The organism is Planctomycetia bacterium (assembly GCA_016795155.1).
Taxonomy (GTDB): Bacteria; Planctomycetota; Planctomycetia; order Gemmatales; family HRBIN36; genus JAEUIE01.
Window position 1 is genome coordinate 1 of record JAEUIE010000044.1, and the last position, 25,995, is coordinate 25,995.

The window sequence follows — 25,995 nt, forward strand, 5'->3', positions numbered from 1 at the left end:
CTTGGGAACCGGTAACAATGGTTCAATCAATGCCCAGAGTTGATCATCCAAAATCGGTTTGGCCATAGCAGTGCTCCTTGCTCGCCAAACTTATAGCCTGACTGGACGAGAAGCACTAGCTCATTTTGTTAGATGCTCTAACTCATTAAGCGTAATTACTTCAGTTTCAGTGTCATGGTCTGGGTAATGTTAGCAGAGCCGATGCCACCCATATCCATTTCGCTGATCGTCTTCATGTTCATTTCTTGAACGCGGCCCTTGGCGTTGTCGAAGAGCGTAGTGCCACTGGCATCCTTAGTGGTCATCTTCATCTGGAATGGTGCATTGGGATCGGGTTCGAGATTCAGATTGAGCTTCATGTCAATCTTGTCGAAGTCGCCTGACTTGCCTGCATAGGAATACTTGGTCTTGGTCTTCATGGTACCCATCGGGCCCATCTTCATATCCAGTGTTTTCTCCCAGTTGGTGCTGCCGGAGACTGGTGCTTCCTTGGGAAGAACCAGAACGGATTGATCCATCATGTTCTTGAACTGGTCTTCTGAAAACATGTTGCCACCCAGGCCGCCAGCCTGCCCACCAACGTTCTTCAGTTCTTCCATCAGCTTCTCTGACATCTTCACATCCGACACTTCGCCACGTGGGGAAATGGTCATTTTGATTTCGCCTTCTGTCATGGCTTTGAAAATGCCAGCCATGGCAGCGAGCGCTCCTTCGGGTTCCTTATCGCTTTTGGAATCGTATTCCATAGAGCCGATTGGCCCGCCTTCCATTTTCATGACAACGCGATCTATCTTCTGCTTGATCTTGCCATTGCCAGTAGCGGTATCGACTGATTCGGTAGTCTGTGACATTTCGAACATCATGTTCATGTTGATTTCGAATTCTTGCCCCATGGCAGACATTTTCATGTTCTGCTTCTGCTCCATGACATAGGAATTCTTGCTACCTGCCTGGAACTTGTATCGCAGTTCCTGTGCATTTAGACAAACAGGCACCAAGGCTAACAGGCAGAGTGTCAAACCCTGAAGCTTGTAACAACGCGCCAACATGAGAAACTCCTGGAAGAGGAAGGCTGAGGTTCAATTCATCTCATGCCTTCAGAATATGAGTAAACGAGCGTAAAAACAGCATAGTCATGAACTTATCATAGACTTAAGGCAGCATCTTAATTCATACGTGGATCAAGCGGCTTAATCCGGATTCCCAATGCTGATTGCAGGGCTTGTGAGCGTTGCAATTCCGTGCGACATTGCTCCCATAAATCGATCTCTTCTGAATGGAAAATATGTTCCGTTTTGGCTGGCATCACATCCCATGAATCTTCGATGATTTCCTGTTCCAACTGCCCTGGCCCCCAGCCGGAATAGTTGAGCACAAACAGTGTTGGCTCCTGCTGCTTGCGAATCAGTTGCTGCAAATGTTCAGGCAACAAGGCTCCATAAACCCCAGGCATTACTTCCATATCTGCCATGTCCCGGATGGTATGGGCAGCGGCAAATGGCCCACTGACTGGCCCGCCCATATTCAATGGCTTTTGCCAGTTCGAGGTAAATTCAAATGCCTTCTTAGCCACATCCGCCACCGTGACAGACATGGGCTTGTTGAGAATGATCCCCGCTGCTCCATTCTCGGTATGATCAAAGATCAACACGACCGAACGGGAAAAATTCGGATCGTTCAGACTTTCTGTCGCCAGCAGTAAATGACCTTTAAGTGATTTCATATTGGTGATACATCATCGCTTGAATTGACCCGCTTTGCAAGTTTTTCCAGTAGTGATAATGCATCCTGCCTGTTGTTGATTTCTTCATTCAGTTGAGCATCGCGGACTGCATCGAGAAGCACTTTGAAACGCGGACCCTTCGTAACGCCTAATTGAATCAGATCCTCACCCGTAACAAGCGGTGCAGGTTGCAATTGTTCCCTAGTCCAATGACGCAGGTGTTCGCGGCAATAATCGAGACCTTGCGTTGAGATTCCTCGTCCCTTGACATCTGCTTCCACCAGGCTCAACAAGTCAGCCACATCAGCATGTGCCAGGATAGGTTTTAATTCTGCCCAGGGCATGCTTGCAGCATGATGCATTTTCTCCAGTGAGCGAATCAGGAAATCAACCTGGGCAATCTCAGCCTGTGATAGTCTGAATTCCCTGCCAAACGTGCCAAACAATTCCTGATGTGTGATCTGCATTTCCGCTCGAAAGGCACGCTGCAAATCGAGCAACACCGCAGCCCAGCACAGCGGAAAACTGCTTTCGCCAGGCAGTTGGCTGACCAGAACGCCTGGGAATGTCTCTTCTGCCTGTTCAATGTCTACCAGTGTGGGAAGCAGTGTTGGCAATAGACGCAACTTCATGAGGTAATTCAATGCAATCTGACGTGCGGGGTACAGCAGCATTTTTTTCAGTTCATCAGTAATCCGTTCAGCACTGACCTGCTTCAAATCGGGATGCATCAGTTTGATGGCATCTGCGGTCTGTTCCTCCAGGGCAAAGCCCAGCCTGCTGACAAACCGAACGGCACGCAACATGCGGAGTTTGTCTTCCTCAAACCGCTGTACGGGATCGCCGATGGCGCGAACCAGCTTTCGGTTCAGATCAAGTTGTCCGCCGACAAAATCAATCACTTCATCGCGCGTGGGATCAAAGAACAATCCATTGATGGTAAAGTCCCGCCGCTTGGCATCCTCTTCAGGCGTTCCATAACGAACGGAATCGGGGTGTCTGCCATCGGAGTAATGGCCATCGCTACGAAAGGTAGCCACTTGAACATGAATGCCGGGTTCCTGTCCCAGAATTTCAATGACGCCAAACTGGGCCCCTACCGCAATCGTCCGGCGAAACAGCTTTCTGACATGATCTGGGCTGGCATCGGTGGCTACATCGTAATCGTGAGGTGTAATTCGCAGGAGCAGATCGCGTACACAGCCGCCAGCCCAGTAGGCACAATAACCGGCATCACGCAGACGTGTCAGTACCGACAGTGCGAACATCCGCATCTTCTGTGCGTGTTCGGCTGGCGTCGGGTTGATGCCAGATGGCAAGCTGGTTCCGGCCATATCGACGAACGTCCCACTGTGAGGCATCGGGTAGTTGTTCCGGATCGTAGTCATCATCGGTCTGGAGCACCAACACTGACCCGGGAGCTATCTTTGATTGTAATACTTCCACGCTGTTCCGGATGGCAGAAGCCTGCTCACTGATATCCGTATAGGGTGGACCCAGAAAGTAATTCGCAGGTTCTTTGGGAATGGCTCCTTTTTCAATCCATCGATAGGCATCAACCTGGAGCACCCGTACCTGGTCACTGACACCAAATATTTTTGCGTGTTTCAGAATAGCCTGTACAGCAGCGCCATCTTTTTCGATGAACGTAGACTGTCTGGCTCCGCGGCTCAATGCTTCCAGTCCGACAGCTCCGCTACCTGCAAAGATGTCGAAAAAAGGCCGTTCGGGTATTTCGTGCATCAGAATGTTGAAGAACGCTCCCCTAGCCCGATCCGACATGGGCCGGAGCTTGGGATCGAGTTTCACATCGATCTTTCGACCACGAAGATCGCCGCCAATAATACGTAAACGGTACTGCACTGAAACCTCTTGAATAGACGTTGGCTTTGCTATTCTACAAAAACAGCCGCTGGTTCACGAAACATCCATGACCATTCACTTGTGCCCCACATTTTGATTTCTTAGGATAGAGATAACTTGCCTGCTTCCCTCCTGTCCGTTCCCGCCTGAAAGATGTTTGCCATGCTTCGATACCTTGCAGTTCTTGTCTGTCTTTCTATTTCTGTTCATGCTTTGCACGCTCAGCCCGTGCCTCGTCTGAATGTACTTTCACCCGCTGGAGGGCAGGTAGGCACTGAGGTCAAAGTCGTGCTCACAGGCACTGATCTGGATGAGGTCACCAGCCTGCTGATTGCACCCGCGGGTTTAACCGCTGAACGAACACCTGACCCTGCCAAGAAGGGTGCATTCCTGCCCAATGCCTTTACCGTCAAGATTCCCAAAGAAACTGTTACAGGCAACTTTGATGTGCGTGCTGTTGGCACCTGGGGAGCCACCAACCCTCGGGCATTTGTCGTAGGCGAACTGCCCGAATATGCGGAAAAAGAACCCAACAACGATGTCCCCCAGGCTCAGAGCATTTCGCTTAACTCTACGGTGAACGGAGTCATTCAAAGTCCTGCTGATGTTGATTATTATACCGTCAGTTGCAAACAGAATGAAACCATTATTGTTCACATCCTCGCTGAGAGTATGGACAGCCGTCTGGAACCCGATGTTCGCGTTTTTCAAGCATCCGGGAAACTCATCTCTGCCAATCGACCTCGCGCTGTACCCGATGGAATCTGCACCTTTACTGCTCCCGTCGATGGCGTTTACCTGATCCGAATCTGTGCACATGCCCATGTCGAAGGAAATCCAGAGTCGTTCTATCGTTTAAGTGTTTCGACACGCCCCTGGATTGAAGCCATCTACCCTGGCATGGTAGAGCCAGGCAAAGCGACTTCAGGAACGATCTGGGGTTACAATTTGCCAGGCGGAACTGCTGATCCCAGTTTTGTCGTCAATGGCCAGCCTCTTCAGAAACTAAATGTCACGCTGACGCCCCCTGCCGATGCACATGCTGCACAGCAGTTGCAGGGTCAATGCTGGATACCTTCTTTCAGGTCAACTCTGGACGGTTTCTTTTATCGCACCAGGAACGCTGCAGGCTGGTCTAATGCCGTGCCAGTAACCTATGCTCATGCACCAATCATCGTGGAAGCAGCGGATCATGGCACTGCAGCCAAGGCACAACCGATTACCCTGCCTTGTGAACTGGCAGGCCGCATTGAACGACGTAATGACCGCGACTGGTATGCATTCACCGGCAAGGCGGGCGAATTCATTGCCATGGAAGCCTTTGCCGAGCGGTTGGGTGTCCCGGTTGATCTCTATTTCGCCTTGTACCGGGACAATGGCACACTGATCAGCGAGTACGACGATCAAAGTGAACCGGTGTTGTATCATCGCTTTTACGGTCGGACCGACGATCCATCGGTTCGAGTCACATTGCCTGCTGATGGAAAATATCATCTGCTGGTGAGCAGTCGGGATGCGACTCTGCGAGGTGATCCCCGACTGATGTATCGGATCAGTTTGAACAAACCGAGACCCGATTTTCGCGTGGTGGCAGCCGACGCCAATCCGGTTAACCCAGGCGCCATCAGGCTGGTGCCAGGCGGCAAACAGCTTGCAGATCTGGTGGTGTTCCGACGAGGTGGATTTACCGGCCCGATTACCATCGGTGTGGAGGGGTTGCCTGCCGGGGTGACCTGTGAAGCAAACTCCATCCCCGCCGGTGCCAACACCGGTTTGATCGTGTTTTCCGCAACGAATAAAGCAGCCGTTGGGAATGTGAATCTGGTCATCAAGGCAACCGCAAGCATTGATGGACAGACGGTGACAAGGGAAGTACGAACAGGATGCCTGGTATGGCCTAATGTCAATGAACAGAACAACAGTCCGGGCATCAGTCGACTTTGCCGGGCTATGGTACTTTCAGTTTGTGCGGGTAAACCGGCATTCCGGATCAGTTCGGTGGAGAAAGAACTGAAACTTCCAGCGGGAGCCGGACATAACCTCAAAGTAAAAGTAGAACGTCTTTGGCCGGAAGCCAAAACTCCAATCATCATCACCGCGTTGCATCTGCCAGCTGGGGTAACGTTCAATAACAATCAGCCGCTCACTCTGGCAGCAGATAAAAATGATGCCGAGATCAGGCTGCAGGTGCAACCTAACAGCCAGGCCAAACAGTTTCCACTGGTTTTACGCGCAGTCACCCAGGTGCCTTTTGCCAAAGACCCGCAGGCTAAACAGAAACCAACTATTCAGATCTCTGACTGGTCATCACCCTGCCCGGTTGAAGTGTACCGTGAACTGGTCGAAGTCACCGTTCCCAGTTCACCTGTTTCGCTGAAACCTGAGGGAGAAGCTACCGTCGAACTAAAACTGAAACGCCTGAATAATTATCAGGGCGCTTTTACGGTTCAGGTACAGGGGTTGCCAGGAGGAATCACTGCAGTTCCTCTGACCATTGCGGAAAAAGCAGTGGAAGCCAAGCTGGTGCTGAAAGCCAACCGGAATGCTACTGCGGTCAAGACAGACAACGTACGAGTGCGATTTTCAGGCACGGTAAATGGAGTGAATCTCGTGACCGAGATTAAACTTCCGATTGAAGTAGTGAAAGCTGATGTGGCAAAACCTCAAGCACCAGCCAAGAAGAAGTAATTACTTCACCGGCGGAAGTGGAATACTTGGAATTTGTGGAGCCTTCAGAGTTGGATCGCCACTGGAGACCTGTTTCAGCTTGGCTGCCCACGACTGATAGAGTGCATTGAGACTGTTATCACCGGTCGCAGAAAGCTTTTCCTTGTGGGAACGTGCATCCTTCAGTAATGGATGATCTTTCCAATCATTATTGGTGCCGTATTTGTTGATAGCAGAATCGTAAAAGCTGATGGCTTTCGATACATCACCCAGATTCTCGTTAGCACGGGCAGCACCGATGAATGCACGCAGCAGAATTTCAGGATGGCTGGCAGTCTTGCTCAGCGATTCGTACTGCTGGGCAGCCTGGTCGAATTCCTTTAGAGCTTGTTGTGGATCAATGAACAACTGGGAAAAGCCCCGGTCGAACGCCTGATCTGCTGCACCTAACAGAATGGCATGACCTGCGGGTCCTGACTTCCAGGGCTCTGGAGCATCGCCAAGACGATCACGCTGTTCGTAATACTGAATCCAGGCTCGCGAAACACGGTTGGCAGCAGTACTCGACCAGTACCAGTAAACGATGCCCAGGGCAACGACCAGCCCCAACATGAGGAGAATCATGTTCGATGGGCGTTTCACACCAGTCGTTAACTGAGTTAACCCCTTGGAGAGATCATTTTCTGCCAGACGATGCCGTTCTTCAGCCTTCATTGCTGCATCCTGAAACTCTTTGCAACTGACATCTTAGGTGGAGTGGAATACAGGTCAATCCTCCAAGTTCATGGAGTTGCAGCAACAGTTTCTCGTTGGGGTTTGATTTGCACCGATTTTCTGCGAGAACCACGTGCTTTTTCGTGCCTGCCACTGAGTGTTTCGTAGTTTTTGCATAGCCACCAGAACAGCCAGATCAGGTGCAAGGCCAGGCCAGTGGCATACATGACGGTCAATACTGGATAGAAGCGTGATAATTGATTGCGCATACTGTATTCATAGGTAGAACGATCCAGAGGAATCAGCGTCATCATAGCCGGATGGATGAAACTAATGGAATCAAAATACGGATTACGAGAGTTACCCATGATCCAGCACGAGCACAGGCATACCAGAAATAAATGAACCTGTATCGATAGTAACGACACCGTAAAGGCATGCCTGGTCCACAGCGTGAGCAGCCAGGCAAGAGGCAACAGAAGCATACAGAGCAGCCAGAGGGTCATCAGTCCATCCTCCCGGAACATGCCAAAGACCATCGGCACGAGAATGACGGTCACCACCGGCAGGCTGAAACCAGCGAAGAGGGCACCCGTTACCGAGCGGGCTACCAGCGAGCAGGTTATGCCATGCAGCACAAACCCCATCGTGACTAACGTACCCATAAATATGGAGAGCACTGCATTGCTAAACGTAACCTGGTCTGCAAGTACAAAGAGCAGCATGACCGTAATAATGAGCAGGTAAACTTTCTTGACATGTCGCCAGACCGAGAGGAATGTCCCGAATATGACTTCATGGGCTTCGAGTGGCGTCACCAGAATAAACTCAAGGAAACCACGTCGCCGGTCATTCACAATACAGATGCCAGCAGTCAGGCAAGCCATGATTGCCAGGCCCAGCCAGGGCCAAACCATGAAAACGATAATCGATTCGACGCGTCGGAAAAAGTTTTCATCCAGTGTTACGAGATATACAAGAGCCAGAATCACCAGAATCCAGCCACCTAATTGAGCACGCTGCAAGTGATTCTCCCGATCGTAGACGAATGCCCGCCTTGACCGTTGCCAGAGTGGATTTTCGACCGGAAACCAGAGCCATTGATCAGGCTTACTTTTGGGCAGATGCTTGAGCAAGCGGCTAGTGACCGGCTTGAGCAGGATCAGATTCACCACCCAGGTAATTGCCCGCCGTATGCGTTGCATCAATCTACCTGGCCCTGGTTCTATTCGCACACGCCGCATGGCCAGGTAAATCAAAAGGCAGGACCAGAGCACCGGCAAAATCAACATCCACCAGAAATACCAGGGGCCTAACACGGCACTGATCCGCATGGCCGTGAAATCTTCGACTGATATCACGAACATCGCTAATGGATTGATCAGGCAAACAATGGTTAAGGCCAGAAAATAGATTCCATCGCGAGAAAACGCGGGGCTCAATTTTCCAAATATTTCCAGTTGGTACATCACTTCCAGACTGTGAAGCACTTCTGCACCGGCAAAAATCAGCATGGGAATCACCAGCAGCCAGCACAGCATCCACCAGTAGGTTCTGATCAACGCACCGAGTGTGGTTTTGGTCGTCGTGGAAAAATAGATGGCAAAAGAACTGACATACAGCAACGCCACCATGGTAGCTATCAGTGCGTGGACAAATACCTGAGCATTCACGCCGCCGAACAACATGGTCATGGCAACAATGGGCACACCGCTCAGAATCAGCAGCACCATTGAAACCACACGGCTAAGCAGCTTGCCGAAGATGATTTCCCGGTTGGTGAGTTGCGTGGTAAACAGCAGATCAAGTGTCTTTTGTTCACGTTCCCCCGAAATGACACCGGTGAGAAAAAAGGGGACAAAAATATAGACCGCAAGGTACTGCACCCACAGGTAGCCCAGAAAAAAGTGCTCCGCCATGCGGGCCAGGGTTGCGACTGTTGTTTTGCCCTGAATTCGAACCATCCACTGCGATTCTTCATAGACCAACCATAAAACCAGCAGCACCACAGCGCCAAATAGTATGCGATTCTGGTAATACCTCCATCGACGCGACATCTCCACCATTTCCTTGGCGAAGATCGGACCGAACAGGTCTGTAATCATCGAGAGCATCAGCCAATACTCCAGTTGCATTACAACCTAGCAGATGAACCGACGTGATGCATTATCTTTCCAACTGATTACTGTGCCGTCAAACCACCATCCACAGGCAGATTGGCTCCAGTCAGGAAGCCTGCTTCGGGCGAACACATGTATAACACCGCACTGGCGATTTCTTCAGGCTTGCCGATTCTGCCAATGGGATGCATCTTGTTCAGCATTTCCCTGCTGCTTCCCTCTTCGGACATTCGCTCAAACATTTCCGATTCGACCACGCCGGGAGAAACCGAATTGATTCGTACACCCTGGCTGGAATACTCCAGTGCTGCCGAACGGGTCAGACCAATCACGGCATGTTTCGATGCAGCATAGACTGACATGCCTGCTACACCCACCACGCCTGTTACGGATGCATTATTGACAATCACCCCGCCGCCCCCTTTCAACATGGCTGGAACCTGATATTTCATGCACAGCAACACGCCAAGAACATTGCAATCCATTACCTGGCGATAGTTCTCCACGGTCTGTTCATGCGTCGGCTTGTACCGTAGCCCCTCCACACCAGCATTGTTGAATGCCACATCCAGACGGCCAAAGGTTTTCATGGTTGCTTCGATCAATCCATTGACCTGTTCTTCACGACTGACATCGGTTGGAACGAACAAGGCATCGGTCTGATGTGATTTCAATTCTGCAACCAGTGATTCGCCTTCTACAGCACGTCTGCCAGCCACCACAACCCTGGCTCCTTCGCGGGCAAAGGCGATGGCAGTGACCCGGCCAATACCTGAAGTGGCCCCTGTAACCAGTGCAACTTTGTTGTGAAATCGCATCGTAATTCACCTTTCAACTGAAAATGATACGGAGATTGTCAAGTTGATTACATTACACCAGTGTATGAGGCGATATTGACCCCTTTTTCCCACCAGCGTACACTTCCTTGGTTCATATACTGTACTAATACCGCTGTGTTTTCTTCAGAACTTTTGGTGCGAAGATAACTTACGGTTTGAACTCGGGGAAAATGCGGGTAGGGATACCCAATCTCTCAGTATTTCCACAACTCCTTCAGTCAGGCGCTCCACACGATGTCTACCGCTACGAAAGAACCCAAGATGGCTTCGACATCCAATCAACCCGCAGCACCCCGGCAAGACGATAGCAGTCTGTGGGAGAAGATCGGCGATGGATTTACGGCCATGACCGAGGGCGTCAACGGCCTACTCTCCAAGATGTTCGGATCGAGCAACGAACGTGCGGTTCGCAATCTCGGTTTTATCCGTCTGAAGGATCAGGATCCACCTTACCGCATTGCTCCTGGTTCCGTGCTGGCCCGCATCAATGAGCTAGAACCGAAAATGCGGGAGCTTTCCGATGAAGGCCTCAAGGCATTAACCCCTGCATTCCGGGCACGGCTGGCCAAGGGCGAAACGCTGGATGACATTCTTCCCGAAGCGTTCGCTGCCTGTCGTGAAGCTGGCCGTCGATTCAAGAATATGCGTCATTTCGATGTGCAGATGCTCGGTGGCATTGCACTGCACCAGGGCAAGATTGCTGAAATGGTGACTGGTGAAGGAAAAACGCTGGTAGCCACCGCACCTGCCTACCTGAATGCATTGACTGGTCAGGGGGTGCATGTCATCACGGTCAATGATTACCTGGCCCGTCGCGATTGCGAATGGATGACACCCATTTATCAGGGCCTGGGAATCACGGCGGGATTCATTCAAACCGATATTGATCCTGAAGGGCGACGTAATGCCTACGATTGCGACATCACGTATGGCACCAACAGCGAATTCGGCTTTGACTATCTGCGAGATAACATGAAGCCGGCCCGTTGGGGTGACAACCGTTTCAATAAGTATCAGCAGCAGTGTCAGAAGGCACTGAATTACGCCATCATCGATGAAGTGGATAACATTCTGATCGATGAAGCCCGTACGCCTCTCATCATCAGTGGTTCAGCACATGGCAACGTTGAACGATTCAAGCAGGCAGATCGTGTTGCCCGACAGTTGAAGAAAGATGTTCACTTCGAAGTGAAGGAAAAGGAACGCACCTGCCATCTCACTGAAGAAGGCATTCACTATGCAGAAAAGCTGGCTGGTGTGGAAAGCTTTTACACCGCAGGCAACATGCACTGGCCTCACCTGCTCGATCAGGCATTGAAGGCACACCACCTCTACCACCGCGACAAGGAATACATGGTCGCGCCAAGCCAGGAACCACATGAACGTGGCAGACCTATCGTGGTGATCATCGATGAATTCACTGGTCGTGCCATGTTTGGCAGACAGTGGTCGGACGGGTTGCATCAGGCGGTAGAAGCCAAGGAAAATGTACCCATCAAGGAAGAAACACAGACGCTGGCGACGGTCACCCTACAGAATTTCTTCAAGCTCTACAAGAAGCTGGCAGGCATGACCGGTACGGCCATGACCGAAGCCAACGAATTCTGGAAGATCTACAAGCTCGATGTGTTGGCTGTGCCAACAAACCGGGCCATGAAACGCAAGAATTATCCTGATGTTGTCTTCCGAACAGAAAAAGAAAAATGGAACGCCATTCTGGAAGAAATTGTTGATGTACACGCATCGGGACAGCCCATTCTGGTTGGCACGACGGATGTCGCCAAATCGGAAGAACTGAGCGTGATGCTTAAACGCCGAGGCATCAAGCATGAACTGCTCAATGCCAAACCTGAATTTGTCGCCAAGGAATCTGAAATTGTTGCCCAGGCAGGTCGACAAGGCTCAGTCACCATTGCCACCAATATGGCTGGTCGAGGGACCGATATCATTCTCGGCGGTAATGCGGAATACATGGCTTGGAATGAACTGCGTCATGAATACCAGACTCGTCTCGACGTACCGGTTGATGTCTGGAAAGCAAAAGTAGATGAAGTTGAAGCACGTGAGAAAACCAAAGAGGAAGGTCGCAAGGTTGCTGAACTGGGCGGGTTGCATGTGATCGGCACGGAACGGCACGAATCACGCCGCATCGACAATCAGCTTCGCGGTCGATCAGGCCGTCAGGGCGATCCTGGATCGAGCCGGTTTTATGTCTCACTACAAGATGAATTGATGCGTATTTTCATGGGTGAATGGGTCGCCAACGTGCTGACACGTTTGGGCATGAAAGAGGGCGAAAGCATTGAAAGCAAGATGGTCAGCCGGCGTATTGAGGCTGCCCAGAAGAAGGTGGAAGAACGCAACTTCGATATACGCAAAAATCTATTGGAATACGACGAGGTCATGGATTATCAGCGTAAACGCATCTATGGCTTCCGGCAGAAGATTCTCGATGGAGCCAACTGCAAGCTGATTATTCAGGAAATGCTGCAGGACACCGTTTCCAAAAACGTGGACAGATTCCTGGGAGATCGTTACGGCACCGAAGCGTTTACCCGCTTTGTCGGCAATCGGCTCAATTGCGAGTATGACCCCAGCGAATTTGTCCGCATGCCGTTCAGCGAAGCTGAAACCAATGCCAAGAACAAGGCTTGCATGAAGGCGGTCAACGCCATCCAGGATGCCCTCGAAGAGAACATGGATCCCACCATTGAGGACAGCGAGTGGAACTGGGAAGCCTTTGCCAAGTTCATGGACGCGAAGTTTGGCGTCAAGACTTCGGTGCGTGAACTGAAGCAGATCGGCCGTGACAAGATCATGGAAGAGTTGCTGCCTCGCGCTGAAAAGAACATTGAGGCCATTGACATTCGGGAAGGTGCCCCGATGCTTGCAGAAGATTACGGCCTGTCTGCTATTGCTAACTGGTTCAGGCTTAAATTCAACCTGACGGTCAACATCGACGAACTGCGTGATAAATCGGGTGCCACGGTTAAAGCCTTGCTGAATGAAAAGGTGAAGCAGCTTTACACGGAAAAGGAAGTTGAATTCCCCGTCAAAGTATTGATGCATCACTTCCTGGGCCGCGACATGTATGGCCAGCAGCGGTTTGATCCGCACGGACTGTTAGCCATGGCCAAGGAACGGTTTGCCGGTGGTACTGCTGGTATTGCCGATCCTGAGTTCGTAATTGCCACCAAGGACAACATCGAAAAAATGCTGATTGACACCAGCCGGAAAGCCTACCCGGCAGATGGGGCTGATCGCATTGAAGCAGAACTGGACAAGCACTTCGGCTCAGCGACCAAGCTCAGCGAAGAATCTGCACGGGAACTGGCGGCATGGGCCAACCAGTCGCTCAAGCTGCAGGTGGAAGTCAATGAACTGGCTGGCTTCAAGGAAGATCATGTTCGCCAGGTACTTTACTGTGCTTTTGATAATGTCTATCGACCGGAAATGATGTCGATGGAACGTTCACTGGTGCTGAACGTGGTCGACTCTTCCTGGAAAGACCACCTCTATTCGATGGACTACCTTCGATCTGCCATCAGCTTCGTGGGCTATGCACAGCAGGATCCCAAAACGACCTACAAACGCGAAGGTATGCGGGCGTTCGATGAGATGTGGGAAGGTGATCCGAATGCGGAATTCCAGGAGAAGGAAAGCATTCGCGACAAGATTACTGATCTGATTTTCCGCATGGAAGAAGCCATTCAGGATACATCCGAAGCGGTGCTGTCGAGTGCTCAGACCCGGCACGATGCCGCCAGCAGACCCCTGCCTCCCGAAGGCAGTATTCGGGCACAGCAGGATGAAGCCATCGCCAACAGCCAGCAGGGCGCAGGCAAACCGGAACCGGCCCGCAACAAGGGGCCACGCGTCGGCCGCAACGACCCCTGCCCCTGTGGCAGTGGCAAAAAGTACAAGCAGTGTCACATGAAAAAGGACATTGGCTAAAAAAAATACTCGGTGCTGAGTTCTCAGTGCTTAGCCTGAGTACTGAATTGAGATAATTGATGCTTTGGGTGCCATGGTTTGCGTGTACTCACGCTAACCATGCCTATCCGAAACTCGAATACTAAGCACTATTTCATGCGAAAGGATTCGCGAACGTGCCTGGGCTTCTCAATCTTCTTTACCTGCTGGCACTTCTTATCGCCTCTCCCTGGCTCCTTTACCGGCGATGGCGTCAAGGCAAACGTCTAGGCGGCCTTCGTACCAAACTCACCGGCGACGTCGTCTTGACTATGACTTCGGGAGCATCCCCAGGCCAAAACCAACGCATCTGGTTGCATGCCGTCAGCGTTGGCGAAGTATTGCTCCTTCAACCCATTATCAACAAGCTCAAACAACAATTCCCAGATTTCGGTCTATACCTCTCCGTCACCACCACCACCGGCAGAGAAGTCGCAGAGAAAACCTACCCCGATCTGAACATCATCTGGTTTCCTTTCGATTTCACCTGGGCGGTCAACCGTGCTTTATTGCAGATTCAGCCTCAACTGATCATCCTGGCTGAGTTGGAGCTTTGGCCGAATTTCATCACGATCGCTCACGCCAGATGTATTCCAGTTATTGTTGTGAATGGCCGCATGGGGCAGCGCAGCTTCCGGGGGTATCAGCGGCTTCGCTGGTTGATTTCCCCGCTGCTGAAACGCATCGATCATTTTGCAGTACAGCAGGAGGAGTATGCACAAAGACTGCTGCAGCTTGGCATGCCAGCGGAAAAAATCAGCATTACCGGTTCCGTCAAATTTGATGGCGTCACGGTGAATCGCCACGACGCGAAAGTCGAGCAGATGCGCACCTTGCTAGGCATCAAAAAAGAAAGCCTGGTCTGGGTAGTGGGAAGCACCCAGGCACCCGAAGAATCCTGGGCGCTGGAAATCTTTCAGATCGCACGTCCATTTCATCCTGATCTGACGCTGATCATCGTCCCGCGCCATCAGGAACGTTTCCAGGAAGTGGCTGACTTGATGGCAAAATCAGGACTGCCTTTCCGCCGCAGATCAACCCTGAACACTCAGCACTCAGCACCTGGCACCACTCTCTTTTTGATCGACACCCTGGGTGAACTCAAGACCATCTGGGGGCTGGCTGACGTCGCCTTTGTTGGTGGCAGCTTTAACGAGCGGGGCGGGCAGAACATGATTGAACCTGCTGCTTATGGCGCTGCAGTAACCTTCGGCCCGAATACGTGGAATTTCAAGCAGATCGTTCAATCGCTGCTTGAGCATCGTGCTGCCATCGAAGTGAAAAACAAAAACGAATGGGCTGGTACAACGACGCGTTTATTGGCAAGTGCAGCAGAGCGTCAGGAACTAGGCAACCGGGCCCAGCAGTTCGTAGCCAGCCAGCAGGGGGCAACGCAGAAAACGATCGAATTGATTGAACCCTATTTACAACAGGATCACACCCGGAAGCAGGCGGCTTAGTACGCATTCTTCTGTGAGAAGCCTCGCAGAACTGTCAGCACCATGATGCGTAAATCGAACCAGGGATTCCAATGCGTGATGTAATAGAGATCATGGCGAATGCGTTGTCGTAGTGATGTATTACCTCGCCAGCCTTGCACCTGGGCCCAGCCGGTCATGCCTGCTTTCACCATGTGCCGTGCCATGTAGTTGGGAACCGTTTTCCGGAACCGCTCAATAAAGACTGGTCTTTCCGGCCTTGGGCCTACCAGGCTCATTTCACCTTTGAGAACATTGAATAACTGAGGCAGTTCATCGAGATTCCACTTGCGTAGATACTGTCCCAGCCGGGTAGTTCGTGAGTCCCCTGCAGTTGCCCAGATCGGGCCGGTGGATTGTTCCGCATCGAGGCGCATGGTGCGGAACTTGATCATCTGAAATCGCTGGCCGTTCAGACCGCAGCGTTCCTGCCGATAGAACACCGGCCCCTTGCTGGTCAGTTTCACCAGGCAGGCAATCAGCAGCATCATTGGCAATGAGAGAAGCAATGCCAGACTTCCCAGCACCAGGTCCATCGTTCGCTTGACGGCTCGGTTCAAGCCCAAATGAGGATTATCCCGCAAACCGATAAAGGTCAGCCCATCCACTTTGGTAGTAGAGAATGACAATGGAGTGAGTGGGGCAGCATCGAGTATAAGCCTGATTTCCACAATGCTCTGACTCAGCGTTTCATAGACCCGCCTGGCTTCATGGTACCGTTGTAATGGCAAAGCGATAAAGACCTGGCTGATGCCATGTTCCAGAACCAGCCGAGGTAAATCAGACACATTTCCGATGATTGGCAGATCGCTCGTCCAGCGTGTCGGTTCATCTTCAATGAAGCCGATCACATGCATGCCCATCCAGCCGGCATGTTCCATGGCACGGGCCGTTCGACGAGCAACCCGGCCTGTGCCGACAATCACCACCGGGGTGGCGTTGTAGCCCTGGGCACGCAGGTTGCCAAGAATGAGCCACCAGAGCCTGCGAAAGAGGAATAGCCCAAATGTTACCAGAACAACGAGGTAGAGCACAATAGAGCGATGAATACCTGGAAGTGGCTCGATAACATAGAGCGTCAGCAGCCAGAGCGCCATCGCTTGTAAAAGGCTGACTAGTTCTTCCCTGGCTCTACGCAATCGATGCAACACATAGAGCTTGCATACCGCGAGCGACAATGCCGCCAGGCTGAGGATGGCTACCCATTTGGAAATGAACTCCTCGCCTGCCTGCAGGTAGAAAACAACCGAGATGACCAGCAGGTCCCAAAGCAGAAACCAGAAAACCAAAAGTTGTCGATTCGAAGGCAGCACGTCGGACCTCCTTGTCCGTTACCATGCATAGTAAACCGTCTTCGAAGTCGCTGGTCAAGATTAGTCATCAAGTGATTAAGATTTGCAGCAATATCAACCGACTATTTTCCACGCAACTCGCGTCTAATGACCAGTTTCAATCCTGACCAGATTTCATCTACCGCACACACCTTGATATCCACCAAACTTATAGGCAAACAGACATCCCGAATCGTCTGCTCGGTAATATCCGTAGGCACCTTGCTGGCTTTCTTGGGCCAGGATACCCAGATCATGCCATCCTGCTCAAGAAACTCCAGGGCACGGGACAGCAACAATTCCAGTTCACTTCTCTCTTTGACAAAGAAGTGAATGAAATCGAGCTTGCCTCGCAAGGCCTTCGAGACAGTCACATCTTCAGGTAACGATCCCAATTCACGAAGGTAACCATCGGGTGCATCACGGAAATGCACTCGCATTCCCGGTTGTATGCCGAGTTTCTTCAGCAGCGGCGTGCCACTGTAACCGGACATTACCCTTTGTCCTTGCGGGGAGTATTGCTGGCAATAAGTTCGAGCGCCGTTTTCTTGAGTCTTTGCAAATCGAGTTTGCCACTGCCCAACACGGGCATTTCATCAACCTTGTAGTACTGCCGTTCATCCGGTATCCACAAATTAGGCAACCCACTCTTGCCGAGTTTCGATTGCACCTCAGCCAGGTTCATCTTGTCGTAATCGACATAGAGGACGACTAGCTTTTCACCCTTCTTTTCATCCGGTACGCCCACGATGGCAAATACCCGATCTGCAGTATCAACAATAGTGTGCAGTTCATCCTCCACACGGACATGAGGCACCATTTCGCCAGCAATCTTGCTGAAACGAGACAAGCGATCAGTAATGGTCAGGAACCCATCATGATCGAGCTTGGCAATATCACCTGTGACATACCATTTGCCTCGCATGACTGATTTCGTCAGTTCAGGTTTGCCCAGGTAACCTTCCATGACGTTCGGACCATAGACCATGAGCATGCCAGGCTGCTCTGGTGGCAAATCCACTTCGGTCTCAGGATCAACAATTCTGACAGCAATGCCCGGAAATGGATGTCCGATCGAGCCGGGCTTGGTACCAACTTGTTTGACACCTCCCAGTTCGGCATCGTTCAGGTTGGCAGACACTGCAGGGGCCAATTCAGTTGTTCCGTAACCTTCCTTCGGCTCGATATCAAATTTGGCTTTGAACTCCTCCCGTACCGAGCATGGCAGTTTCTCTGCTCCAGTAATCAGTAGTCGTAAGCTGGCAAAGTCTTCCTTCGCGCATTTCCGCATGTAGAAGCGGAGGAATGTTGGAGTAGCAGTAAAGATGGTTGCCTTGAATTCCCTGCAGGCATCGCCCACTTCACTGGCCTGTCTGGGGTCAGGGAAGCAAACCACTGAAGCACCAGTGACAATTGGCAACCAGAAACAAACGGTGTAGCCGAAGCTGTGAAACAGGGGCAGAACAGAGAGAATGCGATCCGTTGCGTGAATATCAATGGCTTGCGATGCAGATTCGATATTAGCCATCACATTGTGATGGCTAAGCATGACACCCTTAGGTTCGCCGGTGCTGCCACTCGAAAAGATCACAGTAGCCAGATCGTTGCTTGTGTGTTTGCCCAAGCCGAGCACCAGATATTCAATCGCCACGCGAGGCAACAACAGTAGTGTCAGGAAGGTACGCAGTTTGACAAACTTGGTAACCTTCGGTCCAAAATCTTCCAGTTCAACGATTTCGACATCGGGGCCAAAATCAAACACCAGCTTATCTTCGATCTTCTTGCGAAATTGTCTCGAAGTCAGCACCTGCTTGATATTGCACTGCTTGATGGAGGATCGAATCGATTCTATCGATGCAGTGTAATTCAGATTAACGGCAGTTCTACCCAGCAAACTCACGGCAATGTTGGCAATCATGCCACCCACGACGGTTGGCATCAAGAGTCCCACCATTTTGGAATCGCCAATTCGTTCTTTGATCAGACGAGACAGGCAGACAGCCCCGGTCAACGTTTCGATGTAGTTGAGCTTTCTGCCAGTCTTCCCCGGTTCCATCAAACAGGGACGGAAACGATGCCTGCACACTTCACGGACAAATTCCCGATGCAAAGGTTTATGTTCGTCTTTTCTCAGGTTAAAGGAATCAGCGATCAGTTCCTGTACAGCTTCCCGCACCTTCCAGGAAGGCGTAGCTTGTGGCATCACCTTGCCATAAATGATCGTGAATGGATACCGCCAGCGCTGCGGCCATTTCCAGAAGAGCTTGCCATAGCGGTAACTGAAGATGCTGCCCCAGAGGCGATCCAGGCCAACCGGAATAATGGGTGCATCAGCCTTCTTGAGGATGTGCTCCATGCCCCGTTTGAAAGGCATCATAGTGCCAGTGCGGCTGATCGCGCCTTCAGGGAAGATGCCTACCAGTTCACCACGGTGCAGTGCTTGCTGTGCCAGCTTGAGGGAAGTGATCAAATCGCGGGCACTGCCATTGTCGGAGATGGGTATCACCTGCCCCAGGCGAAGAAGCCAGCCCATTCTGGAAGTATTTACATAGGGCGCCCATACCAGAAAACGTATGCGTCGCGGGCAATGGTAGTAGAGAAACAGTCCATCCAGCATGCTGAGATGATTGCCGACGATCAAGCCAGGGCCGGTTTTGGGTATGTTCTCTAACCCGACAACCTTGGTACGGTAAAACAGCTTGAGGATGACCCAGATGGCGGAGTAACAGATCGCCCGGAGAATCTTCTGAAGAATCGTCAACTCGGGTAACGTACTGGGAGTGGAATGTGCGTGGCAGGCTGTCATGAATTCACCGATCTCACTGGAAAACTGCTATGAACAGTAGCAAAGCAAACAAGTTTTTGCCACTGGTAAGTCCTAACATGACAAAACTTATACCCTTCTAAAGTTCAAAAAGTAACGCCGATGAGAATATCATCGGCGTGCGAAAGGTGCTAAGTCAAAACGGAATTACGCCAGGGCTTTTTCAACTGCTGCAGCATAAGCTGATTTAGGCTGAGCACCCGATAGCCTTTCGATCACTTCACCATTCTTGAAAATATAAACCTGGGGAATGGTGTTGATACGGAATTGAGCTGCCAAATCCTGGTTGTCGTCGACGTTCACCTTGCCCACTACCACTTTGCCTGCATATTCATCGGCAAGTGCCTCGATGTGAGGAGCAATCATGCGACAAGGTCCACACCAGACAGCCCAGAAATCAACCACGACTGGCAACGCGCTTTCCACCACAGCACTCTGCCAATTGGCCTGGTTCAGTTCCACTACATTCTTAGCAGCCATAACTCCGTATCTCCCTGGACAAACTAAGCTTCAACTTCAGCATTGTAGACATGTCACAGGCTGAGGCCAAGTTTTCTTGATTTCCTATTATTTGGAACGGTGTTAATGCCTGATTCCTACACAATGGATAGCGGTAATAGCGCCTATGCGTAGTTAAGGGTAGCATCCGCACAGAGTTGCCATAGCATACTCAGTACCTGCTTGTGGCATCTGATTTGCTCTGTATTATGCTAACTTACTGCATAGATGGCGATGTCTAACTACCTTACGATACTTTTTCTGCTGTCTTGCTTGATTTTTACCGGTTGCGGTGAAAGTGCCTATCCCACTGGGACGAAATATCATTTCCAGCCTTACACCGTTCTCGAAGGTACCGATACTGTCAAAACCTATGCTCTCAATGAGGATCAGGTTGAGCAGATGGATGAGTTGCTGTTACCGTTTTTCGGTACACCCCGCAACCCTCAGGTCAAAATTGATGGCCTCGACAGTGAACTGAATGAACTTCAGTTATCACCAGACCAGATGGCAGAGGGCAGCAAGTTGTTCCTGGCACAGTGTGCCAACTGTCACGGCAAGGAAGGAGCCGGGAATGGAAAATCTTCTGTGACACTGGACCCCAAACCACGCGACTACCGGTACGGCAAATTCAAATACTTATCAACGGTCCGCAAGGATAACGACGGGAAACCTGATACAGGCCGAGCCAGCCTGCCCGCTCGTGAAGACCTGTTTCGCACCATCAAAATGGGTTTGCCTGGTGCAGGCATGTCCAGCTTTGATCAAAGCGATGAGCGTATCAACCGCCTTGTAAGCTATGTGATCCATCTGGCATTGCGAGGCCAGGTTGAATATCGACTCACACGATTCTGGCTTGAAGAAGATGAGAAGCCTACCGAAAAGGATGTTAAAAAAGAACTGACTGAACTGGTCAAACAATGGGCCAGCGATGCGAGGTCAAGAATCACTCCATCGGTGCCTTGGGAAGAAATCGAACGGGAAGGCATCAAGACCAACTGGGCAGCGGGCAAGGATCTGTTCCTGAACAAGGCAGGCTGCATTGATTGCCATGGCAAGGATGGCAAAGCCAATCCGCAGGAACTGAAGAACATTGCAGCCATGAAGGATGACTGGGGCGCGCCGATCAAACCTCGCAGCTATGTCACTGAAGATTTTCGCGGTGGTGATCGACCGATCGATTTGTTTTATCGTATCAAGCTGGGCATCAAGCCATCCCGAATGCAAGCCATTGACGGTGTCAAATTCAATGATGCGGATATCTGGAACCTGGTGGGCTATATCCGCAGTCTGAAATGGAAGCAGTAGTCATCATGCAGCAGGAGAGTAAATACCATCCGATGCTGTTCTGGTTAGCCCTGGCTACCTGTGTGATCGCTTTCGTACTGATTGGCAGCGGCGGAACGGTTACCTCCACCGGCGTGGGGATGGTGGATGAGAAGTGGACATTTTCCCCTTTCAACCTGTTCACGGTTCGCGGGTTCGAAGAATCCGTGAAGAGCCTGGGGATGTTTATCGAGCATTCTCATCGTCAGTTGGGATACATCGTAGGCATGCTTGCCGTGGTTTTGGCCTGTTTCTGCTGGGCTGTGGAACGCGGCCATCGTCGTTGGATTGGCGTCGCAGTGCTGGTAGCAGTGGGCTTGCAGGGCGCCCTGGGTGCGGCTCGTATTCTGCTGAATCCCAAAGAGGGTATTCTCAATCCCGTCCTTGGCAGGGATTATGCCATGATTCATGGCTTCTTTGGTCAGGTGACTTTTGCATTTCTGGTCGCATGTACTTTCACCTTTTCGCGCAGTTGGATATCTGCGCGACGTGATGCAACGTCAAGCGCTGATGAGTTTCAATCTCTCACCAAACTGCTGAGTATCCTCTTCCTTGTACAGTTAACTATTGCGGTGCTGGTTCGACATTATGGAGGTGGACTTCTGCTCATCGCTCATGCCTCCGTTGCTGTCCTTATTTTCCTTCTAACCTTCCTGGTCGTCGTTCGCAGTATTCGTCTTCCCCGCCAGTTGATCAAGTTTCCCCTCTATGCGTTAGCCCTGGAAGTTATCATGATGATAGTATTGGGGACTACTGCGTGGTGGCTGGGTGCCGGCTATGGTGCACTCGATGGCACTACACCCGATCTGCATCGCATGACCCTGGCAACGCTTCATCAATGGCTTGGCGCCTTGACGTTGGCAACCAGCATTATTCTGACGATGAGAACCCGCAGGCACCTTGTCCCTCTTTCCACCGAACCCCCAGTGGAAGCAAAGGCAGAAAGATGAATTCGCAGACATTGGCCCAAAACGCGGTGCTGCATCCGGAAGCTGTAGAGCAGCTTGCCGCAACGACGCACTCTGTCTGGCGTGATGCCATGCTGCTGGGAAAACCACGCATCACTGTCATGGTAATGATGACAGTTGCCATCGGCTTTCTGCTCGCTCCGCTGGGAACCAGCCAATGGCTTCTCATGCTGAATGCGATGCTGGGAGTTGGTTTTGTTGCAGCTTCTTCCGGTATTCTGAACCAGGCTTGGGAACGTGAAACTGATGCTCTGATGCCTCGCACTAAATCCCGGCCGATGCCAACGGGTCGCATCAGCCCTGCCCTTGGCTATTCCATTGGCCTGGCATTCGGATTCATTGGTCTTGTCTGGCTGATATTGGCAGTCAACACGCTCACCGCCATGTTAGCATTCCTGACTTTGGTATTTTATGTGTGCCTGTATACACCGTTAAAACGGTACACGGCCTGGAATACCTTTGTTGGCGCGATTCCCGGTGCTATGCCTCCGTTATTGGGCTATGCTGCCGCAGCTAACACACTGTCACTTGAAGCCTGGTTCATGGCTGGACTATTGTTTCTCTGGCAGTTCCCTCACTTTTTCGCCATCGCCTGGATTTATCGAGAAGATTATCGCCAGGGTGGTTTGGTGATGGTTTCAACCATCGATAAGACCAGGGGCAAGTTTACGGGCGACATGACTCTTGCAACCGCATTGGTACTGGTTGCATTCAGCATGCTACCCGTTGCCTATGGCTGGACAGGCACACCCTATCTGATTGCTTCTCTGGCGTGTGGCTTCTTATTCTGCTGGACAGCGTTTCGATTTTTACAGAATCCCGATAGGTTTTCCGCACGACGTACACTGCTCGCCTCGCTGATCTATCTGCCCGTCATGTTCCTGTTATTCCTGATTGACGGCCCACGCGTATGGTAGTGGCGGTAATTAAAAAGATGATTATTTGCGAATTTTTTCAAACTTCTCTGGCATTCGTCCGTCTAGAACGGTAGGATCAATTACCGCGATCATTCGGTTCATCATATCTCATCGAATGGTCGAAATGAGTGCTCATTCAGCATTCCTGAATGTAACTCATTGACACATCTTGGAAAACTGTGATAGGTTGATGATACATCCCATTCTGTTCATGGTTCAGTCTGAAGACGACTCGCCTCGTTTTACTCTCAGATTAGTATCATGAACAGACAACTGGATGATACATCGCTGAATATGCGGGAGATTTAGTATGGCCGCCAAGCTGCCCGGCGTTTGGGGTATTGATCTTGGACAAAGCGCACTGAAGGCCATTCGCCTTGAATTAATAGATGGAGTCGTGACAGCTACGGCGTTCGACTACATCGAACACCCGAAGATTCTCAGCCAGCCCGATGCTGATCCGGAACAACTCACTCGCGATGCCCTGCAGCAGTTCCTTTCGCGAAACAAATTGCAAGGCGATCAGATTGCCATCAGCGTACCAGGGCAAACCGGCCTGGCGCGATTCGTTAAACTGCCTCCCGTTGAAGCCAAGAAAATTCCCGACATTGTCAAATTCGAAGCCAAGCAGCAGATACCCTTCCCACTCGATGAAGTGGTCTGGGACTGGCAGCGCATCGGCTCCGAGAGCGGCGAAGATTTTGCGGAGAACGAAGTCGGCCTGTTCGCCATGAAGCGCGACATGGTCAATCGTTATCTGCAATCATTCCGCGACGCCATGATCGAAGTACATCATGTGCAGATGGCCCCACTGGCATTGGCCAACTATGTCACGTTCGATCAGTTGGGCAAAGGTGCCTACGGCACTGACGATCCCAATGATTCCAGTGATGATGGTTGCATGGTGGCAGTCGATGTTGGTGTCGATAACTCCAATCTCGTAGTTACCGATGGAAAGAAAGTTATCTGGCAGCGACCCATCCCCATTGGAGGCAATCATTTCACCCGCGCGTTGACCAAAGAAATGAAGCTCACCTTTGCCAAGGCTGAGCATCTCAAACGCAATGCCACTAAGGCTGAAGACCCCAAGAAGATCTTCCAGGCCATGAAGCCTGTCTTCTCTGATTTCGTCGGTGAGTTACAGCGTTCGCTGGGATTCTTTACGAATACCCATCGCGGGGCCAATGTAACCCGCATGGTGGGTTTGGGCAATGCATTCCGCCTGCCTGGGTTGCAGAAGTTTGTCAGCCAGAGCTTGGGAATGGATCTGGAGAAAGTGGAAACATTCGGCCGGCTGGCTGGCGATGACGTCAAGAAATCCCCCATTTTCCTCGATAACATCCTCAGTTTTGCGGTCGCGTATGGCCTGGCATTGCAGGGGCTTAAGCAGTGCCGCATTCAGACGAATCTGTTGCCTAATGAAATTCGCGTCGAGCGTATGATTCGTGCCAAGAAGCCGATGGCGCTGGCTGGTGCAGCGGCATTACTACTGGGATTGGGAATCTACTCCTGGTCGAGTGGTTCCAGTTTTGCTCACGCCAAGTCTGCAGCCAAAGCTGCCGAGGAAGCAAACTCGGTCATCTCGAACAAGAATCGGCTGGATACTCAATACACCGAAAAGCGAAATGAAGTAATCAAAGCCAGGCATGATGCTGCGAACATCATTCGAGGCAGCGAAGAGCGGGTCAATTGGCCGCTGTTCTATCGTTTGCTGAATGATTGCTTGCCACGTCCCAACGGCACCAATCTGCCTGCCAATACACTTTGGGATACCACCGTTCCCAGCCGGGCTTATTACAACATCGAATCGCAGCGTGCCAACGAAATTTTGCTGGAACGTCTGCAACAGGCGCTATTGACCGACAACTTCAATCAGAATGACCTCATTCAGGTGAATATTACCGGTGTGTATGCGAGGTATTGTGACCTGGCGATGGCCAACAGCTTTTACACGAACGTGAAAAACCCTGAAATCAATTTGAACCGGGATGGTGTAAGGTACGATTGGCCAACCTATCGTGGGAACGATGACTGGAAGGAAGCACCCAAGAAGCCAGGCTGGGCAATTGAAATTCGCGGCTACACCTTCCACAGGGAAGCGCAGCGATTTGTTGAACACACACTGGTGGAAAATCTGAAGCAGAGGAAGGCCGTTCCCTGGCCATTGCAAAGCCCGATGCCGAAGCTGACGCCGATCGAGACCAGCCATGTGGCACTGATCAAGTACCGAACTACGACCAATCCCGCTGAATCGTTCAGCCTGATCGATGCACCACTGTATATCAACGATCTGGTATCGTCAGGTGCAACAGGCGGAGGTGGTGGCATGGGAGCCAAAGCCGGTGGACTGAGTATGGGGGGTGGTCTTGGAGGAGAAGGTGGTGCCGCGGCCGATGCACCTAATCCACGCGTTACTCCCTGGGTGGGACTCGGACTGGTACATGGATCCGCTGGAGCCGGTTCAGGCATGGGTAATGCTGGCGGTGGACTAGCCCAGAAAGGTGGCTTGGCTGGTATACCCGGAGGAAGTTCGTCAGGTATGACAGTGGGTGGCGGACAAACTGGCACTACTGCCAACTCTGGGAATGTTGCCAACACCGCGGAACGAGCTTTTGAACGTAAGCGAACGGAATTCGTCATAGTCCTGTACTGGGTAGAACCTCTACCCACCGAACCTGAAGAGGCCAAAGCGAGCGGACAGCCCTCAGCAGCTCCTTCACAGTAACCTATGCTTCATAGCTTCCATGATCATTTG

18 protein-coding genes are annotated in these 25,995 nt (G+C 51.3%); 7 read left to right on the forward strand and 11 right to left on the reverse strand.

Annotation, left to right across the window (positions count from 1 at the left end; genetic code table 11):
* Nucleotides 1-155: 155 nt before the first annotated feature.
* The 4 genes from JNJ77_14825 to JNJ77_14840 all read right to left on the reverse strand — a co-directional run bounded on the left by JNJ77_14825 (nucleotide 156) and on the right by JNJ77_14840 (nucleotide 3,586).
* A complete protein-coding gene (locus JNJ77_14825) occupies nucleotides 156-1,049 on the reverse strand; it encodes a hypothetical protein (protein MBL8823857.1) in 894 nt (297 codons plus the stop codon).
* 116 nt (nucleotides 1,050-1,165) lie between these two features.
* Nucleotides 1,166-1,723, reverse strand: coding sequence for a YqgE/AlgH family protein (locus JNJ77_14830; protein MBL8823858.1), 558 nt, complete (start codon nucleotides 1,721-1,723; stop codon nucleotides 1,166-1,168).
* The gene (locus tag JNJ77_14835; GenBank protein ID MBL8823859.1) at nucleotides 1,720-2,991 is read right to left on the reverse strand and encodes a CCA tRNA nucleotidyltransferase; all 1,272 of its coding nucleotides are present in this window, start codon (nucleotides 2,989-2,991) and stop codon (nucleotides 1,720-1,722) included. The genes JNJ77_14830 and JNJ77_14835 overlap by 4 nt, the downstream gene beginning before the upstream one ends.
* Nucleotides 2,957-3,586, reverse strand: coding sequence for an RsmD family RNA methyltransferase (locus JNJ77_14840; protein ID MBL8823860.1), 630 nt, complete (start codon nucleotides 3,584-3,586; stop codon nucleotides 2,957-2,959). The genes JNJ77_14835 and JNJ77_14840 overlap by 35 nt, the downstream gene beginning before the upstream one ends.
* Nucleotides 3,587-3,748: 162 nt before the next feature.
* Here JNJ77_14840 and JNJ77_14845 point away from each other — a divergent pair, with 162 nt between their 5' ends.
* A complete protein-coding gene (locus tag JNJ77_14845) occupies nucleotides 3,749-6,274 on the forward strand; it encodes a PPC domain-containing protein (GenBank protein MBL8823861.1) in 2,526 nt (841 codons plus the stop codon).
* Here the strand turns inward: JNJ77_14845 and JNJ77_14850 are convergent, their stop codons facing one another.
* From JNJ77_14850 to JNJ77_14860, 3 genes are all read right to left on the reverse strand, one after another.
* The gene (locus tag JNJ77_14850) at nucleotides 6,275-6,967 is read right to left on the reverse strand and encodes a hypothetical protein (protein MBL8823862.1); all 693 of its coding nucleotides are present in this window, start codon (nucleotides 6,965-6,967) and stop codon (nucleotides 6,275-6,277) included.
* 68 nt (nucleotides 6,968-7,035) lie between these two features.
* Nucleotides 7,036-9,081 carry an ABC transporter permease subunit gene (locus tag JNJ77_14855; protein MBL8823863.1) on the reverse strand — a complete coding sequence of 682 codons (2,046 nt, stop codon included), beginning with the start codon at nucleotides 9,079-9,081 and terminating at the stop codon, nucleotides 7,036-7,038.
* A 68-nt stretch (nucleotides 9,082-9,149) separates the two neighbouring features.
* Nucleotides 9,150-9,905, reverse strand: coding sequence for an SDR family oxidoreductase (locus JNJ77_14860; protein ID MBL8823864.1), 756 nt, complete (start codon nucleotides 9,903-9,905; stop codon nucleotides 9,150-9,152).
* 282 nt (nucleotides 9,906-10,187) lie between these two features.
* Here JNJ77_14860 and secA point away from each other — a divergent pair, with 282 nt between their 5' ends.
* Entirely contained in the window at nucleotides 10,188-13,880 is a 3,693-nt protein-coding gene (gene secA / locus JNJ77_14865; GenBank protein MBL8823865.1) for a preprotein translocase subunit SecA, read from the forward strand.
* A 155-nt stretch (nucleotides 13,881-14,035) separates the two neighbouring features.
* Complete coding sequence (locus tag JNJ77_14870) at nucleotides 14,036-15,358, forward strand: 3-deoxy-D-manno-octulosonic acid transferase (protein MBL8823866.1); 1,323 nt, start codon at nucleotides 14,036-14,038, stop codon at nucleotides 15,356-15,358.
* Here the strand turns inward: JNJ77_14870 and JNJ77_14875 are convergent.
* The 4 genes from JNJ77_14875 to trxA form a co-directional block, all read right to left on the reverse strand.
* Nucleotides 15,355-16,689 (reverse strand): undecaprenyl-phosphate glucose phosphotransferase, encoded by a 1,335-nt coding sequence (locus JNJ77_14875; protein ID MBL8823867.1) that lies wholly within the window; start codon nucleotides 16,687-16,689, stop codon nucleotides 15,355-15,357. The two genes, JNJ77_14870 and JNJ77_14875, sit on opposite strands and share 4 nt — an antisense overlap.
* 101 nt (nucleotides 16,690-16,790) lie before the next feature.
* Nucleotides 16,791-17,201, reverse strand: coding sequence for a DUF3052 domain-containing protein (locus JNJ77_14880; protein ID MBL8823868.1), 411 nt, complete (start codon nucleotides 17,199-17,201; stop codon nucleotides 16,791-16,793).
* Nucleotides 17,201-19,513, reverse strand: coding sequence for an AMP-binding protein (locus JNJ77_14885; GenBank protein ID MBL8823869.1), 2,313 nt, complete (start codon nucleotides 19,511-19,513; stop codon nucleotides 17,201-17,203). The genes JNJ77_14880 and JNJ77_14885 overlap by 1 nt, the downstream gene beginning before the upstream one ends.
* A gap of 165 nt (nucleotides 19,514-19,678) precedes the next feature.
* The gene (gene trxA / locus JNJ77_14890) at nucleotides 19,679-20,011 is read right to left on the reverse strand and encodes a thioredoxin (GenBank protein ID MBL8823870.1); all 333 of its coding nucleotides are present in this window, start codon (nucleotides 20,009-20,011) and stop codon (nucleotides 19,679-19,681) included.
* 252 nt (nucleotides 20,012-20,263) lie between these two features.
* Between trxA and JNJ77_14895 the strand changes: the two genes are divergently transcribed.
* The 4 genes from JNJ77_14895 (at nucleotide 20,264) to pilM (ending at nucleotide 25,965) form a co-directional block, all read left to right on the forward strand.
* Complete coding sequence (locus JNJ77_14895) at nucleotides 20,264-21,337, forward strand: c-type cytochrome (GenBank protein MBL8823871.1); 1,074 nt, start codon at nucleotides 20,264-20,266, stop codon at nucleotides 21,335-21,337.
* Nucleotides 21,325-22,305 (forward strand): hypothetical protein, encoded by a 981-nt coding sequence (locus JNJ77_14900; GenBank protein MBL8823872.1) that lies wholly within the window; start codon nucleotides 21,325-21,327, stop codon nucleotides 22,303-22,305. Before JNJ77_14895 ends, JNJ77_14900 begins: the two co-directional genes overlap by 13 nt.
* The gene (gene cyoE / locus JNJ77_14905) at nucleotides 22,302-23,240 is read left to right on the forward strand and encodes a protoheme IX farnesyltransferase (protein MBL8823873.1); all 939 of its coding nucleotides are present in this window, start codon (nucleotides 22,302-22,304) and stop codon (nucleotides 23,238-23,240) included. Before JNJ77_14900 ends, cyoE begins: the two co-directional genes overlap by 4 nt.
* Before the next feature lie 310 nt (nucleotides 23,241-23,550).
* Nucleotides 23,551-25,965 (forward strand): type IV pilus assembly protein PilM, encoded by a 2,415-nt coding sequence (gene pilM, locus JNJ77_14910; GenBank protein ID MBL8823874.1) that lies wholly within the window; start codon nucleotides 23,551-23,553, stop codon nucleotides 25,963-25,965.
* Nucleotides 25,966-25,995: the final 30 nt, after the last annotated feature.